Origin of the sequence: Falsarthrobacter nasiphocae (genome assembly GCF_031456275.1) — a bacterium.
Lineage (GTDB): Bacteria > Actinomycetota > Actinomycetes > Actinomycetales > Micrococcaceae > Falsarthrobacter > Falsarthrobacter nasiphocae.
In genome coordinates, this window is the sequence record NZ_JAVDUI010000001.1 from 1,633,127 (window position 1) to 1,647,404 (window position 14,278).

At 66.9% G+C, this 14,278-nt stretch carries 14 protein-coding genes; all 14 read left to right on the forward strand.

Annotation, left to right across the window (positions count from 1 at the left end; genetic code table 11):
- Positions 1 to 324 precede the first annotated feature (324 nt).
- Positions 325 to 696 carry a 30S ribosomal protein S12 gene (gene rpsL / locus J2S35_RS07365; RefSeq protein WP_309851629.1) on the forward strand — a complete coding sequence of 124 codons (372 nt, stop codon included), beginning with the start codon at positions 325 to 327 and terminating at the stop codon, positions 694 to 696.
- Entirely contained in the window at positions 696 to 1,166 is a 471-nt protein-coding gene (rpsG, locus tag J2S35_RS07370; protein ID WP_309851631.1) for a 30S ribosomal protein S7, read from the forward strand. The genes rpsL and rpsG overlap by 1 nt, the downstream gene beginning before the upstream one ends.
- 87 nt (positions 1,167 to 1,253) lie before the next feature.
- Positions 1,254 to 3,368 (forward strand): elongation factor G, encoded by a 2,115-nt coding sequence (gene fusA, locus J2S35_RS07375; RefSeq protein ID WP_309851635.1) that lies wholly within the window; start codon positions 1,254 to 1,256, stop codon positions 3,366 to 3,368.
- 230 nt (positions 3,369 to 3,598) lie between these two features.
- Complete coding sequence (tuf, locus tag J2S35_RS07380; RefSeq protein WP_309851638.1) at positions 3,599 to 4,789, forward strand: elongation factor Tu; 1,191 nt, start codon at positions 3,599 to 3,601, stop codon at positions 4,787 to 4,789.
- A 1,907-nt stretch (positions 4,790 to 6,696) separates the two neighbouring features.
- Positions 6,697 to 9,168 carry a hypothetical protein gene (locus tag J2S35_RS07385; protein WP_309851640.1) on the forward strand — a complete coding sequence of 824 codons (2,472 nt, stop codon included), beginning with the start codon at positions 6,697 to 6,699 and terminating at the stop codon, positions 9,166 to 9,168.
- Positions 9,169 to 9,597: 429 nt separating this feature from the next.
- Positions 9,598 to 9,906 (forward strand): 30S ribosomal protein S10, encoded by a 309-nt coding sequence (gene rpsJ, locus J2S35_RS07390; protein WP_013349689.1) that lies wholly within the window; start codon positions 9,598 to 9,600, stop codon positions 9,904 to 9,906.
- 11 nt (positions 9,907 to 9,917) lie between these two features.
- Positions 9,918 to 10,571 carry a 50S ribosomal protein L3 gene (gene rplC / locus J2S35_RS07395; RefSeq protein ID WP_309851667.1) on the forward strand — a complete coding sequence of 218 codons (654 nt, stop codon included), beginning with the start codon at positions 9,918 to 9,920 and terminating at the stop codon, positions 10,569 to 10,571.
- Between the two features lie 4 nt (positions 10,572 to 10,575).
- A complete protein-coding gene (gene rplD / locus J2S35_RS07400; protein WP_309851669.1) occupies positions 10,576 to 11,190 on the forward strand; it encodes a 50S ribosomal protein L4 in 615 nt (204 codons plus the stop codon).
- Positions 11,187 to 11,492 carry a 50S ribosomal protein L23 gene (rplW, locus tag J2S35_RS07405; RefSeq protein WP_309851671.1) on the forward strand — a complete coding sequence of 102 codons (306 nt, stop codon included), beginning with the start codon at positions 11,187 to 11,189 and terminating at the stop codon, positions 11,490 to 11,492. The genes rplD and rplW overlap by 4 nt, the downstream gene beginning before the upstream one ends.
- Positions 11,493 to 11,522: 30 nt before the next feature.
- Positions 11,523 to 12,359 (forward strand): 50S ribosomal protein L2, encoded by an 837-nt coding sequence (gene rplB / locus J2S35_RS07410; protein WP_309851673.1) that lies wholly within the window; start codon positions 11,523 to 11,525, stop codon positions 12,357 to 12,359.
- Between the two features lie 12 nt (positions 12,360 to 12,371).
- Positions 12,372 to 12,653 carry a 30S ribosomal protein S19 gene (gene rpsS / locus J2S35_RS07415; RefSeq protein WP_309851676.1) on the forward strand — a complete coding sequence of 94 codons (282 nt, stop codon included), beginning with the start codon at positions 12,372 to 12,374 and terminating at the stop codon, positions 12,651 to 12,653.
- A gap of 31 nt (positions 12,654 to 12,684) precedes the next feature.
- Positions 12,685 to 13,053, forward strand: coding sequence for a 50S ribosomal protein L22 (gene rplV / locus J2S35_RS07420; protein ID WP_309851678.1), 369 nt, complete (start codon positions 12,685 to 12,687; stop codon positions 13,051 to 13,053).
- Positions 13,054 to 13,860, forward strand: coding sequence for a 30S ribosomal protein S3 (rpsC, locus tag J2S35_RS07425; protein ID WP_309851681.1), 807 nt, complete (start codon positions 13,054 to 13,056; stop codon positions 13,858 to 13,860).
- Positions 13,861 to 14,277, forward strand: coding sequence for a 50S ribosomal protein L16 (rplP, locus tag J2S35_RS07430; RefSeq protein ID WP_309851685.1), 417 nt, complete (start codon positions 13,861 to 13,863; stop codon positions 14,275 to 14,277).
- Position 14,278: the final 1 nt, after the last annotated feature.

Consider the following 14,278-nt stretch of genomic DNA (forward strand, 5'->3'; position numbering starts at 1 on the left):
CGGCGGGGCCGCCGAGTGTGAGCCCCGCCGTCCGCCCATCGCCGCCTGCGTCTCCAGCCGCGGGCAGCGAGGAGGGGTCGATGCGAGCCCGTCGGCCGGTTCGGCGGGATGGCGCGGGTGAGGGACCGCTCGAACTCTGATATCCTTGAACTTGATTGACTTGTGTGGCAGAGGATGAAGGCGGCCGAGTCCGGCAACGGACGGCTAGGACCTGTTTCCGGGTCGCGGGGAACTTGCGCGACAAATGCCACGCTTTCGCACGTCTGGAACCCAGGCCAAAAACCGGCCGGGGACACCTGAACTTACGTCAGAAAGATACTCATAGTGCCTACTATTCAGCAGCTGGTCCGCAAGGGCCGCACGCCGAAGGTCGTCAAGACCAAGGCGCCCGCGCTCAAGGGCAGCCCCATGCGCCGCGGCGTGTGCACCCGTGTTTACACGACGACCCCGAAGAAGCCGAACTCGGCTCTCCGCAAGGTCGCTCGCGTTCGCCTCAACGGCGGCATCGAGGTCACCGCGTACATCCCGGGCGTCGGCCACAACCTCCAGGAGCACTCCATCGTGCTCGTCCGCGGCGGCCGCGTGAAGGACCTCCCCGGTGTTCGCTACAAGATCATCCGCGGCGCGCTTGACACCCAGGGTGTCAAGGACCGTCGCCAGGCACGCAGCCGCTACGGCGCGAAGAAGGTGAAGTAATGCCTCGTAAGGGTCCTGCTCCGAAGCGTCCCCTCGTCAACGACCCGGTCTACGGATCGCCGCTCGTGACGCAGCTCATCAACAAGGTCCTCGTCGACGGCAAGAAGTCGACGGCCGAGCGCATCGTCTACGGTGCACTCGAGGGCGTTGCCAACAAGTCCGGCGGCGACGCTGTGGCCATCCTCAAGAAGGCCATGGACAACGTCCGCCCGACCCTCGAGGTCCGCTCCCGTCGCGTCGGCGGCGCGACCTACCAGGTCCCCGTCGAGGTCAAGCCGGGCCGCGCCACGGCGCTCGCCCTCCGCTGGCTCGTCGGCTACTCGAAGGCTCGCCGCGAGAAGACGATGACCGAGCGTCTCATGAACGAGCTGCTCGACGCCTCCAACGGCCTGGGCGCCGCTGTGAAGCGCCGCGAGGACACGCATAAGATGGCCGAGTCCAACAAGGCCTTCGCGCACTACCGCTGGTAGAGCGCCAACCGGCGCTCGCCGCTCTTCCGCGGCGGGCGCCGGTTCCCTTCCCTTCTCGCTCAACTCGCCTCAACCCAGGGAGAAACCGTGGCACAGGACGTGCTTACCGACCTTTCGAAGGTCCGCAATATCGGCATCATGGCCCACATCGATGCCGGCAAGACGACGACGACGGAACGCATCCTGTTCTACACGGGTGTCAACCACAAGATCGGTGAGACGCACGACGGTGCTTCGACGACCGACTGGATGGAGCAGGAGAAGGAGCGCGGCATCACGATCACCTCGGCCGCGGTGACCTGCTTCTGGAACGGCAACCAGATCAACATCATTGACACCCCGGGCCACGTGGACTTCACGGTCGAGGTTGAGCGCTCGCTGCGCGTCCTCGACGGCGCCGTTGCCGTCTTCGACGGCAAGGAAGGCGTTGAGCCGCAGTCCGAGACTGTCTGGCGCCAGGCCGACAAGTACGAAGTTCCCCGCATCTGCTTCGTCAACAAGATGGACAAGCTCGGCGCTGACTTCTACTTCACCGTCGACACGATCATCAAGCGCCTCGGCGCCAAGCCGCTCGTCATGCAGCTGCCCATCGGCGCTGAGAACGACTTCATCGGCGTCGTCGACCTCCTCTCGATGAAGGCCCTCGTGTGGCCTGGCGACGCCAAGGGCGACGTCACCATGGGTGCCGCCTACGAGACCCGCGAGATCCCCGAGGATCTCCAGGAGAAGGCTGAAGAGTACCGCGCAGCCCTCGTCGAGGCCGTCGCCGAGTCCTCCGATGAGCTCATGGACAAGTACCTTGAGGGCGAGGAGATCTCGGTCGAGGAGCTCAAGGCCGGCATCCGCAAGATGGTCATCAACTCGGAGATCTACCCGGTCTTCTGTGGCTCGGCGTTCAAGAACCGCGGCGTGCAGCCGATGCTCGATGCTGTCATCGACTACCTGCCCTCCCCGGTCGACGTGCCCGCCATGATCGGTCACGACCCCAAGGACGAGTCCATCGAGCTCACGCGCAAGCCGAGCGAGGATGAGCCGTTCTCCGCTCTTGCGTTCAAGATCGCGGCACACCCGTTCTTCGGCCAGCTCAACTTCATCCGCGTGTACTCCGGCACGCTCGAGTCCGGCGCCCAGGTGCTCAACTCGACGAAGCAGAAGCGCGAGCGCGTTGGCAAGCTCTTCCAGATGCACGCCAACAAGGAGAACCCGGTTCCGGACCTCCACGCTGGCCACATCTACGCGGTCATCGGCCTCAAGGACACGACCACGGGCGACACCCTCTGCGACCCGCAGAACCCCATCGTCCTCGAGTCCATGACGTTCCCGGACCCCGTGATTTTCGTGGCCATCGAGCCGAAGACGAAGGGTGACCAGGAGAAGCTCTCGACCGCCATCCAGAAGCTCTCCGCTGAGGACCCCACGTTCACGGTCAACCAGAACGAGGAGACCGGCCAGACCGAGATCGGCGGCATGGGCGAGCTTCACCTCGACATCCTTGTCGATCGCATGCGTCGTGAGTTCCGCGTCGAGGCCAACGTCGGCAAGCCGCAGGTCGCCTACCGCGAGACGATCAAGAAGCGCGTCGAGAAGGTCGACTACACGCACAAGAAGCAGACCGGCGGTTCTGGCCAGTTCGCTAAGGTGCAGGTCACGTTCGAGCCCCTCGAGACCACCGAAGAGGTGTTCTACGAGTTCGAGAACGCTGTCACGGGTGGCCGCGTTCCGCGTGAGTACATCCCGTCGGTGGACGCCGGCATCCAGGACGCCATGCAGCTCGGTGTCCTCGCTGGCTACCCGATGGTCGGCGTCAAGGCGATCCTCATCGACGGCGCGTACCACGACGTCGACTCCTCGGAAATGGCGTTCAAGATCGCCGGCTCCCAGGTGTTCAAGGAAGGCGTCCGCCGTGCCAACCCCGTGCTCCTTGAGCCGGTCATGGCCGTCGAGGTCCGCACGCCGGAGGAGTACATGGGCGACGTCATCGGCGACCTGAACTCCCGCCGAGGCCAGATCGCGTCGATGGAAGACGCCGCTGGCGTCAAGGTCATCCGCGCCTCTGTGCCGCTGTCCGAGATGTTCGGCTACATCGGCGACCTGCGTTCCAAGACGCAGGGCCGCGCCGTGTACTCGATGACCTTCGAGACCTACGCTGAGGTTCCGAAGGCCGTGGCCGACGAGATCATCCAGAAGGCTCGCGGCGAGTAATTCTGGACGCCGAGGCGCGAGGGGCCGCTCACTCAGAGCGGCCCCCGTGCCCCGGCATTGCCGCCCGGCCCTGTCTGGGCGGCCTGTGCAGCGATCCTCTCCGGTCACAGCCGCGAGTCCATGGATCGCAATTTCGAGAAAATACCTGCCCCCAGTAGACTTGAACAAGCATCAGCCGAGAGACTCGGCTGAATCATTCAGTCTTCTGAATTCAGTTCTAGGAGGAACAAGTGGCTAAGGCAAAGTTCGAGCGGAACAAGCCGCACGTGAACATCGGCACCATCGGTCACGTCGACCACGGCAAGACGACGCTGACGGCTGCCATTTCCAAGGTGCTCGCGGACAAGTACCCCGATCTCAACGAGCAGCGCGACTTCGGCTCGATTGACTCGGCACCGGAAGAGCGCCAGCGCGGCATCACCATCAACATCTCCCACGTCGAGTACCAGACGGAGAAGCGCCACTACGCGCACGTTGATGCGCCGGGTCACGCTGACTACATCAAGAACATGATCACGGGTGCCGCCCAGATGGACGGCGCAATCCTCGTGGTTGCCGCGACGGACGGCCCCATGGCCCAGACGCGCGAGCACGTTCTCCTCGCTCGCCAGGTTGGCGTTCCCTACCTCCTCGTCGCGCTCAACAAGGCCGACATGGTGGAGGACGAGGAGCTCCTCGACCTCGTCGAGATGGAAGTTCGTGAGCTTCTCTCCTCGCAGGAGTTCGACGGCGACAACGCTCCCGTCATCCGCGTCTCGGGCCTGAAGGCCCTCGAGGGCGACCCGACCTGGGTCAAGTCCGTCGAGGACCTCATGGAGGCTGTTGACGAGAACATCCCCGATCCCGTGCGTGACCGCGACAAGCCGTTCCTCATGCCGATCGAGGACGTCTTCACGATCACCGGTCGTGGAACGGTCGTCACGGGCCGCGCCGAGCGCGGTACCCTCGCCATCAACTCCGAGGTCGAGATCGTCGGCATCCGCCCGATCCAGAAGACCACGGTCACCGGTATCGAGATGTTCCACAAGCAGCTCGACGAGGCGTGGGCCGGCGAGAACTGTGGCCTCCTCCTCCGTGGTCTCAAGCGCGACGATGTCGAGCGTGGCCAGGTTGTCGTGAAGCCGGGTTCCATCACCCCGCACACGAACTTCGAGGCCAACGTGTACATCCTCTCCAAGGATGAGGGCGGGCGTCACAACCCGTTCTACTCGAACTACCGTCCGCAGTTCTACTTCCGCACCACGGACGTCACCGGCGTCATCACGCTGCCCGAGGGCACCGAGATGGTCATGCCTGGCGACAACACCGAGATGTCGGTCGAGCTCATCCAGCCGATCGCCATGGAAGAGGGCCTCGGCTTCGCCATCCGCGAGGGTGGCCGCACCGTTGGCTCGGGCCGCGTCACCAAGATCGTCAAGTAGTTCATCTGCTAGCGGTCTCGCCCGTCTGACGGGCTAGCGCTCAGAGGGCCCGCTCACCCCATCAGGGGTGGGCGGGCCCTCTTTGTGCGTCTGCGGGCCTGCAGGGAGTGAGCGACGACGGGCCGTTCAGGAGAATCCCAGTGTCCGTAACAATTGCCCGCCCACGCGGAAGTACGACGACCTCATGGCTAACGTTGGTGCAAGGAGGTGTCATGAGCGTCGTGCTGGCCTTGCTCGCTTTCCCGTCTGTTCTCGCAGGACTCGCGTTCTGGGCGGGCTATGCCCTGGGCAAGTCACGGGGGTTCAGAGCCGGCACCCGTGCTGCGAGGGTGACGCATCCGATTCCCGCCCTCCCCGTACCCGTAATTCCCGCGCCCGGTCCCGCGGCGCCCCGAGGGCTCCAGGCCCCTAGGCCGCAGGCGCATGAGGCGCAGGCTCCCGTGTATGGCGCAACCCCATCGGCACACCCGCCAGCCCATGTCTCACCCAACGCTCCGCGCGCAAGGATTGAAGCCCGGCACACGGTGCCCATCACGCTCGTGGCGGCCGCGGTTCTCGTCCTTGCCGCAACAGGCGTCTTCCTCTCCCAGCCATTTGCCGCGACCGCAAAGGCGGCCGTGCTGACAGCGGCGACGGCAGGGTTCTTCGCGGCAGGTCTCGGCGTCCGGCGCCTGGGGGACACGTTCAGGCCAGTTGCCGTTGCCTGCCTTGGGATCTCCCTTGCGCTCGTGCCACTCATGGGGTGGGGGCTGCACGCCTGGTGGCTGCATGACGCAGTCCTGGCCTGGGCGCTGGCCTCCGCCGCCGGGGTCGTGCTCTACGTCTGGGCGGCTGCTGCCTTGGACTCGATTGTGCTCGGATATCTCGGCCTGCTGGTGCTCGTCTCCTCGTCCCTCTCCATCGGAGCTGTGCTGTCCCGCGGTGTGCTGGTGAGCCTGGGGGGCGTCGTCGTCCTTTCCGCCCTTGTGACGGCGCTGGTGAGCCGCAAGCCAGAGTGGGTGCCCGGCCCGCTGCGGCGGGCGTTTGCCGGGTTGGGGCCGTGGTTCCTTCCGGGTGTCAGCGGGGCTGGGGTCGTGGCCTTCGCACGTGGGGGCCTGACGGCGGGGGAGTGGTCGCTCTTGTGCGCCATTCTTGTCGTGGCAGGCGCAGTGAGGTTTGGCGCAGTGAGGCGGGGCGCTGAGTGGGCGGCGCTTAAGGGAAACCTTGTTCTGCTTCCACTCGCGGTGGGCGCGTGGCTGTGGGGGCTGGAGGCGTCGTGGCCGGCTGCCCTCGCTGCGGGATCATCCTTCCAGGCGGTGTTGGGCGGCGTGATCATGCCACGGGGGTGGGCCGGAGCCGCTGGCACCGCGCCCGGTGAAACTGCCGAGGGGAGCGCACGCTTCGCGTCTGGGCCACGTGCCGGCCTGAGGGGTGAGGATGGGGCGGAGTCGCGCGCTGGAGTGTCGGTGTCTGTGTCGTGGGGGTGGACCGGCGCGGGCGTGAGCGCATGGCTTGGGCTCGGAGGGGCCGCTGCGGTCATGGCGGCCGTGTGGGAACCGCGCAGCGCGTGGGTCGCGGGCGGAATCGTGGCTGGCACGGCTCTCTTGGTGAGGACGGGGGGAAGGTCAGGGCTTGTCCGCCTGGCGCTCGTCGTTGCCGTGGCATTCCTGCAGGCCGCCGCGCTCATGCCTCGGGCCGTGCGTGGTTCGGAGCCGGGGTCTGCCCTGGGTCCAGCGCTGCTGGCGGCGAGCCTGATCGCCCTGGGGTGGACCGGGCTTGCAAGCGGGCGCCAGGCAGGGTGTCGAGCGGGCTCAGGGGGGACGGTCCGTGCCGATGGAGGTCTCGGGAAGCAGCAAACGTCCGGACCGCCCGCACACGCTGCGGATCGCGGTCCACGGGGCGTCCCTGGCGTCTGGGCAGGGTGCGCATTGGGGCTGGGTCTTGTCGTCCTGCCGTGGGGTGCCGCGCTCTCGTGGGGAGGTGGAGGCGCGACTGGCGGCACAGCCGATGCCGCACTGACGCCGGTCCAGTCGGCGGGGCTGCTCTTCTTCGCACTCAGTGTGGTGGCCGTGGCCCTCGTCGCGTGGAAGGGAGCGGGAAGGAGAGGCGTTGCGGCCTCCTCCCCGTTCGTGGTCTTGGGCCTCACAACCCCCGTCGAGGTTGTCCCAGGGGCCCACCAGGCGGTGCTTGCCTGCCTCGTGCTGGCCGCCTCCTGGCTGCTGATTCGCTCGAAACGCGTGCCCCTCTGGGTCGACGCCGTGCATGCGCTGGCTCTTCTGCTGCTCGCCGCGCGTATTGGCATGTCCCTCGAGGCGGACGAGGCCGTCTTCGGCGGCGCCGCGCTGGGCGCCTGGCTCGCGGCCGGAGCGCTGCGGCTGAAGAATGCGGTTCCTGAGCATGCCCTCGGCACACAACGTGCGCTCCAGGGTGGCGGGCCCTGGGCGCAGATGCTCCTGGCCGGGGCGTATGCCGTTGTGGGTGTCTCGTGTGCGGTGCTCGCCGTGGCGGGCGGGACCCTGTCAGCCTGGGGCGGGGCACTCGCCACAGGAGCCGCGGCCGCGGCCCTCGTCACAAGGCGGGCCGTGCTCTACGGTGTCCACGCCCCAGAACGAGGTGACGCTCACGAGCCGCTCCGCAGCCCGGCAGTGGCCACTGCCTCCTTCATGAGCCCATCCGGCTCGGCCCGGACTGCATGTGCGCCTCGGGCGGTCGCAGACGCCCTCATCTGGGGCACAGCGGCGGTCGGCCTGCTGGGCATGCTCCTGGCCATTGAGGCGGAGCGAGCCGTGACGCCGATGGCCACGTGGGCCATCGCGGCCACAGCCATCGGCGCTGGGATTCACGTCGCAAGCACGCCCTTGCGCTCCGCCCCGCATTGGATCACGGGTCCGGCTCTCGCGACGAGTGCGGGTGCCGGCACCGGATGGATCACGCACCACCTTCCCCCGACGCTCGGGGCGCCGGCTGTCTTCCTGCCGATGGTCGGTGTGAGCGTTGCCCTGGCGGGCGTCGCCCTCGTCCTCGGCAGGTCCGGACGGCCAGCCCCTCTGAGGCGGGCAGGCCTTGTCAACGGCGCACTCGCCTGGTTGGTCGCACTCGCCGCCGGAGTCGGCCTCCTTCCGGATGGGGTCACCCCTCTAGGACGGGTCTACATGGGTGTGCTCTCGGCGCTCACTGCGGCGGCAGCCGTCGTCGTGATCCTCGGGCGTCCTGGATGCCCGGAGGGGGCAGACGGAACGCAGGGCGGGGATGCGGGGGCAGGCGCATGCACTCGGAATGAAACCCGCGTGCCCCAGGGATCCGGGCGGGGGCGGGGCCCCTTGCCGGCTGAGGGGCTGGGGCTGACCACTGGGCAGCTGCCTCGCAGGGCGCTCGAGGCGCTGGGGATGCTCACGGCGGGGCTGCTGGTCTGCGGGGCGCTCACGGACTCGTTCAACGGAGCCGCGCTCGCGCTCTGCGCGGCTGGGTGGTTCGTGGCGCGCCCCTGCCTTGCGCCCTCCCGGGCCGTCGGGACGGATGCCGCGCATGTTGCTGTAGGGGCGGTCCTCGTGACGTGGGGGCTCGCCACCGTCGTAGGCCTGGACACGCCCACGAGCCCGGCGCGCTGGGCCGCCTTCCTCGCCATCGCCTCCGGGGTGACGGCCAGCTCCATGCGGCACCCGGCGTGGGGCAAGGCCGCCAGCCGCCTTGCATCGGGGGCCCTCCTGGCTGCTGCGGGAGTCCTGGCGCTGCTCGACGGGCGACTGGCCGTGTGGCTGGGCGGGTGCGTCGCACTCCTGGGAGCCGTCGAGGCCTTGCGGCGGGGCGGGGAAGCGCTCGGCTTCGGCCCCAGGGGCCCCTGTGGTCCTGGCTGTGCACCCTCCTCCGCTCCGTCCGACGCCCGCCCGATCGCAGCCGGGGGTGCCCCGCGTCGCCTGGTCGGGGCCAGAATCCGCGTTCCGGGACTCGTCGTGTGGGGGGCCCGCGCGAGCATCGTGCTCGCGGCGTTTCACAGGCTGGACGTGACGGACGGCGACGCATGGCTGAGGGCCGACCTTCTGGCCGCAGGCACGCTGCTCATGGGTCTCTCGCTTCTGCCCGAGGCGAGGCAATACCCGGTGGCTGAGCGCGCCCTGCACTGGGCGGCGGCGGGCCTCTGGGTTCTCGTGGCCCTGGTCCCCCTGACGGGCGAGCCCGCACTCCGGGCGGCGCAACTTGCCTCATTTGCGGCACTTGTCGCGCTCGGGGCGCTGAGAAAGCGAGTCGAGCTCTCCGCCGTCGGTCTTGCGGGCCTGATCTTCGCCGTGCTGAGGTTCGCCGCGGGGGCCACGATGGCCACTCTGCTCGGCCTCGCGGCCGGGCTCTTCATCCTCGCGGTGTGGAAACTCCGCCGCGGCAGTCGCGGGGCCAAGGGAGAATGACGCCGCGCCGCCCATGCTCCGGCGCAAAGACCGGAAGGCCGAGACGCGACTGGCGCTAGTTCCGGGATTCTGCCATACTGGATAAGTTGTGTGCGCACCTTCGTGTGCCCACAGCTCGAGGGCAACCTCGAGCGGCCACTGCCAAAATGCAGGAGCCCGGCCGGGATAATGCCCGGCGCGGGGCGCCTGATGCGGCATAAGCACAACGCGCCGACCCTGTAGAAAACATGCGGCGCTGTCCGTTCGAAAGGACGACACGCCCGAGCGCGGGGTACGGTGTCCGGCGGTCTTGAGGAACCCGCCCGAGCCTGGAGACAGGCAGGGAGGATTCAGGGCCGTTGGAGCGCTGACAGCGAAACCACGGGATGGCCCGGGGGAGCGTGATGGGCGCATTCATCCAGTGTCAAGAACAGAAAGAGGCACGACGCCATGGCGGGACAGAAGATCCGCATCCGGCTGAAGTCGTATGACCACGAGGTCATTGACGTTTCGGCCCGGAAGATCGTTGAGACGGTCACGCGTGCAGGCGCAACGGTTGTGGGACCGGTTCCCCTTCCGACGGAGAAGAACGTGTACTGCGTTATCCGTTCGCCGCACAAGTACAAGGACAGCCGCGAACACTTTGAGATGCGCACGCACAAGCGCCTCATCGACATCGTGGACCCGACGCCCAAGGCAGTCGATTCGCTCATGCGTCTCGACCTCCCCGCGGACGTCAACATCGAGATCAAGCTGTAGGAGGATCGGATATGTCGACCACTCAGCGCACTTTCAAGGGCCTGCTCGGCGTCAAGCTTGGCATGACCCAGGTTTGGGATGCGGACAACCGCCTCATCCCCGTCACCGTCGTCCAGGCGGACACCAACGTCGTGACCCAGCTCCGCGCCGACGAGGCCGAGGGCTACACCTCCGTGCAGATCGGCTACGGCCAGATCGACCCGCGCAAGGTCACCAAGCCCCTCGCGGGCCACTTCGAGAAGGCCGGCGTCACGCCGCGCCGTCACCTCGTCGAGCTTCGCACGGCTGACGCCGGCGAGTACACGCTCGGCCAGGAGCTCAACGTCGACCTCTTCGAGGCCGGCCAGAAGGTGGACGTCGTCGGAAAGACCAAGGGCAAGGGCTTCGCAGGCGTCATGAAGCGTCACGGCTTCTCCGGCGTCGGCGCTTCGCACGGTGCTCACAAGAACCACCGCAAGCCGGGCTCGATCGGTGGCGCCTCGACGCCGTCGCGCGTCTTCAAGGGCCTCCGCATGGCAGGCCGCATGGGCGCCGTCCGTCACACGACGCAGAATCTCACGATTCACGCCGTTGACGCCGAGAAGAACCTGCTGCTCATCAAGGGCGCCCTCCCGGGTGCTCGCGGCTCGGTCGTCCTCGTCCGTTCCGCTGTGAAGGGAGCATAAGGAAATGGCTACTGTCAAGGTTGATCTCCCCGCAGAGATCTTCGACGTTCAGACGAACGTCCCGCTTCTGCACCAGGTCGTCGTCGCCCAGCTCGCCGCCGCGCGCCAGGGCACGCACAAGACCAAGACCCGTGCTGAGGTCTCCGGCGCAGGCCGCAAGCCGTTCAAGCAGAAGGGCACCGGCCGGGCTCGTCAGGGCTCCATCCGCGCCCCGCACATGACCGGTGGTGGCATTGTCCACGGGCCGACGCCGCGCAACTACGCGCAGCGCACGCCCAAGAAGATGATTGCCGCGGCTCTCCGCGGCGCGCTCTCGGATCGTGCCCGTCACGACCGCGTGCACGTCGTCGACTCCATCGTCGCCGGTGACACCCCGAGCACGAAGGGCGCGCTTGCTGCCCTCCGCGAGCTCACGGGCCGCCGCAACGTGCTCGTCGTCATCGAGCGCTCGAACGATGTCGCCGCGCTGTCGGTTCGCAACCTCGAGAACGTCCACTGCCTCTACGTGGACCAGCTCAACACGTACGACGTGCTTGTGGCCGACGACGTGGTCTTCACCCAGGCGGCTTACGAGGCATTCGTCGCCGCTAAGACTGCCGCGAAGGAGGCCGCCAAGTGAGCGCGCTCAACAAGACTCCGCACGACGTGATCATTGCTCCCGTCGTCTCTGAGAAGAGCTACGGGGCTATCGACGAGGGACGCTACACCTTCCTCGTCGACCCGCGCTCGAACAAGGCCGAGATCAAGGTGGCGGTGGAGCAGATCTTCTCCGTCAACGTTGACTCGGTGAACACCATCAACCGGGCGGGCAAGCGCAAGCGCACCCGTTTCGGCTGGGGCTCCCGCAAGGCGACGAAGCGTGCGATCGTGACGCTTCGCGATGGGGAGTCCATTGACATCTTCGGCGGTCCGCTTTCCTAAGCGGAGACCACTTTAACGAGGAAACTAACTATGGCAATCCGCAAGTACAAGCCGACTACGCCGGGCCGTCGTGGCTCGTCCGTAGCCGACTTCGCAGAAATCACCCGGTCGACGCCGGAGAAGTCGCTCGTGCGTCCGCTCCCCAAGACCGGTGGCCGCAACAACAGCGGCAAGATCACGACTCGTCACAAGGGTGGTGGCCACAAGCGCCAGTACCGCCTCATTGACTTCCGTCGCGCAGACAAGGACGGCGTGAACGCCCGCGTGGCTGAGATCGAATACGATCCCAACCGCACGGCCCGCATCGCCCTCCTCCACTACGTGGACGGTGCGAAGCGCTACATCATCGCTCCGAACCGCCTGAAGCAGGGTGACATCGTCGAGGCCGGTCCCAACGCGGACATCAAGCCCGGCAACAACCTCCCGCTCCGGAACATCCCCGTGGGTACGGTCATCCACTGCGTCGAGCTCCGCCCCGGCGGCGGCGCGAAGATGGCCCGCTCCGCTGGTGCGAGCGTTCAGCTCGTCGCCCGTGAGGGTCGCTACGCGCAGCTTCGTCTCCCGTCCGGTGAAATCCGCAACGTCGACGTCCGCTGCCGCGCGACGGTCGGCGAGGTCGGCAACGCCGAGCAGTCGAACATCAACTGGGGCAAGGCTGGCCGCATGCGCTGGAAGGGCGTTCGCCCGACCGTCCGCGGTGTCGCCATGAACCCGGTCGACCACCCGCACGGTGGTGGCGAAGGCAAGACGTCCGGTGGCCGTAACCCGGTCAACCCGAACGGCAAGCCTGAGGGCCGCACGCGCCGCCCGAACAAGGAAAGCGACAAGCTCATTGTGCGTCGCCGTCGTAACAAGAACAAGCGATAGGAGCCTGGAGACATGCCACGCAGCCTGAAGAAGGGTCCCTTCGTTGACCAGCACCTGTACGTCAAGGTCGCTGCCGAGAACGAAAAGGGCACCAAGAACGTCATCAAGACGTGGTCCCGCCGTTCGATGATCGTGCCCGACATGCTCGGCCACACGATCGCCGTTCACGACGGACGCAAGCACATCCCCGTCTTCGTGACGGAGTCGATGGTCGGGCACAAGCTCGGCGAATTCGCCCCGACGCGGACTTTCCGCGGCCACGTGAAGGACGACAAGAAGGGCAAGCGCCGCTAAGCGGGGCTGCCTTTCAGAGAGAAGGAAAGCAATGGAAGCCAAGGCAATTGCGCGTCACATCCGCGTAACGCCTATGAAGGCCCGGCGCGTCGTCAACCTCGTTCGTGGCAAGCAGGCGAATGAGGCCCTGGCGATTCTGAAGTTTGCCCCGCAGGCAGCTTCGGAGCCGGTGTCTAAGGTTCTGGCGTCTGCGATCGCGAATGCTCGCGTCGCAGCCGACCGTGACGGCGTCGCGTTCAAGGAGGACGAGCTGTTCATCAGCGAAGCCTTCGTTGACGAGGGTCCCACGATGAAGCGATTCCAGCCCCGTGCACAGGGTCGCGCCTACCGCATCAACAAGCGCACGAGCCACATCACCGTGGTTGTCGCGCTTCCGGAAGAGAAGGGTGGGGAGAAGTAAATGGGACAGAAGATCAACCCGAACGGATTCCGACTCGGAATCACGACGGCCCACACGTCGCACTGGTTCGCTGACAGCAACAAGCCGGGTCAGCGGTACAAGGACTTCGTGGTCGAGGACGTCAAGATCCGCGAAATGTTCCAGGGTCCGAGCATGGACCGCGCCGCCGTCGCGAAGATCGAGATCGAGCGCACGCGTGACCGCGTCCGTGTGGACATCCACACCGCCCGCCCGGGCATCGTCATCGGCCGCCGCGGCGCCGAGGCCGATCGCATCCGCGGCGAGCTCGAGAAGCTCACGGGCAAGCAGGTTCAGCTGAACATCCTCGAGGTCAAGAACCCCGAGGCCGACGCGACGCTCGTCGCCCAGGGCATCGCTGAGCAGCTCGCTTCGCGTGTGGCGTTCCGCCGCGCGATGAAGAAGGCCATGCAGTCCGCGCAGCGCGCCGGCGCCAAGGGCATCCGTGTCCAGTGCTCCGGTCGCCTTGGCGGCGCCGAGATGAGCCGCAAGGAGTTCTACCGCGAGGGACGCGTTCCCCTGCACACGCTCCGCGCGAACATCGACTACGGATTCTTCGAGGCCAAGACGACCTTCGGTCGCATCGGCGTCAAGGTCTGGATCTACAAGGGTGACGTCACGGCCAAGGAGCTCGCAGCGCAGGCTGCCGCAGCTCCCGCTCGCGGCCGCGGCGGAGAGCGCCCGGGTCGCGGTGGCGAGCGTCGTCGCCGTGGCAACGACCGTCCGGCGCAGGCACCGGCTCAGGCTCCGGCCGAGGCCCCCGTGGCTGCAGAGGGAGGAGAGGCTTAAATGCTTATCCCACGTCGAGTGAAGCACCGCAAGCAGCACCACCCGAAGCGCTCCGGCGCTGCCAAGGGCGGAACGACTGTCAGCTTCGGTGAGTACGGCATTCAGGCCCTCACGCCCGCCTATGTGACGAACCGCCAGATTGAGGCGGCTCGTATTGCGATGACTCGCCACATCAAGCGTGGCGGCAAGGTCTGGATCAACATCTACCCGGACCGTCCGCTGACGAAGAAGCCTGCCGAAACCCGCATGGGTTCCGGTAAGGGTTCGCCGGAGTGGTGGGTTGCGAACGTCAAGCCGGGACGAGTTCTCTTCGAGCTCTCCGGCGTCAGCGAGGAAGTGGCCCGTGAGGCCCTCCGACTCGCTATCCACAAGCTGCCGCTGAAGGCACGTATCGTCCGTCGTGAGGGTGGTGAATAAC

Excerpts from the sequence above, each read along its gene's own strand:
- rpsG (WP_309851631.1), top strand. The coding sequence starts at position 696 with ATGCCTCGTAAGGGTCCTGCTCCGAAGCGTCCCCTCGTCAACGACCCG.
- rpsJ (WP_013349689.1), top strand. The coding sequence starts at position 9,598 with ATGGCGGGACAGAAGATCCGCATCCGGCTGAAGTCGTATGACCACGAG.
- rplC (WP_309851667.1), top strand. The coding sequence starts at position 9,918 with ATGTCGACCACTCAGCGCACTTTCAAGGGCCTGCTCGGCGTCAAGCTT.
- rplD (WP_309851669.1), top strand. The coding sequence starts at position 10,576 with ATGGCTACTGTCAAGGTTGATCTCCCCGCAGAGATCTTCGACGTTCAG.
- rplB (WP_309851673.1), top strand. The coding sequence starts at position 11,523 with ATGGCAATCCGCAAGTACAAGCCGACTACGCCGGGCCGTCGTGGCTCG.
- rpsS (WP_309851676.1), top strand. The coding sequence starts at position 12,372 with ATGCCACGCAGCCTGAAGAAGGGTCCCTTCGTTGACCAGCACCTGTAC.
- rplV (WP_309851678.1), top strand. The coding sequence starts at position 12,685 with ATGGAAGCCAAGGCAATTGCGCGTCACATCCGCGTAACGCCTATGAAG.
- rpsC (WP_309851681.1), top strand. The coding sequence starts at position 13,054 with ATGGGACAGAAGATCAACCCGAACGGATTCCGACTCGGAATCACGACG.
- rplP (WP_309851685.1), top strand. The coding sequence starts at position 13,861 with ATGCTTATCCCACGTCGAGTGAAGCACCGCAAGCAGCACCACCCGAAG.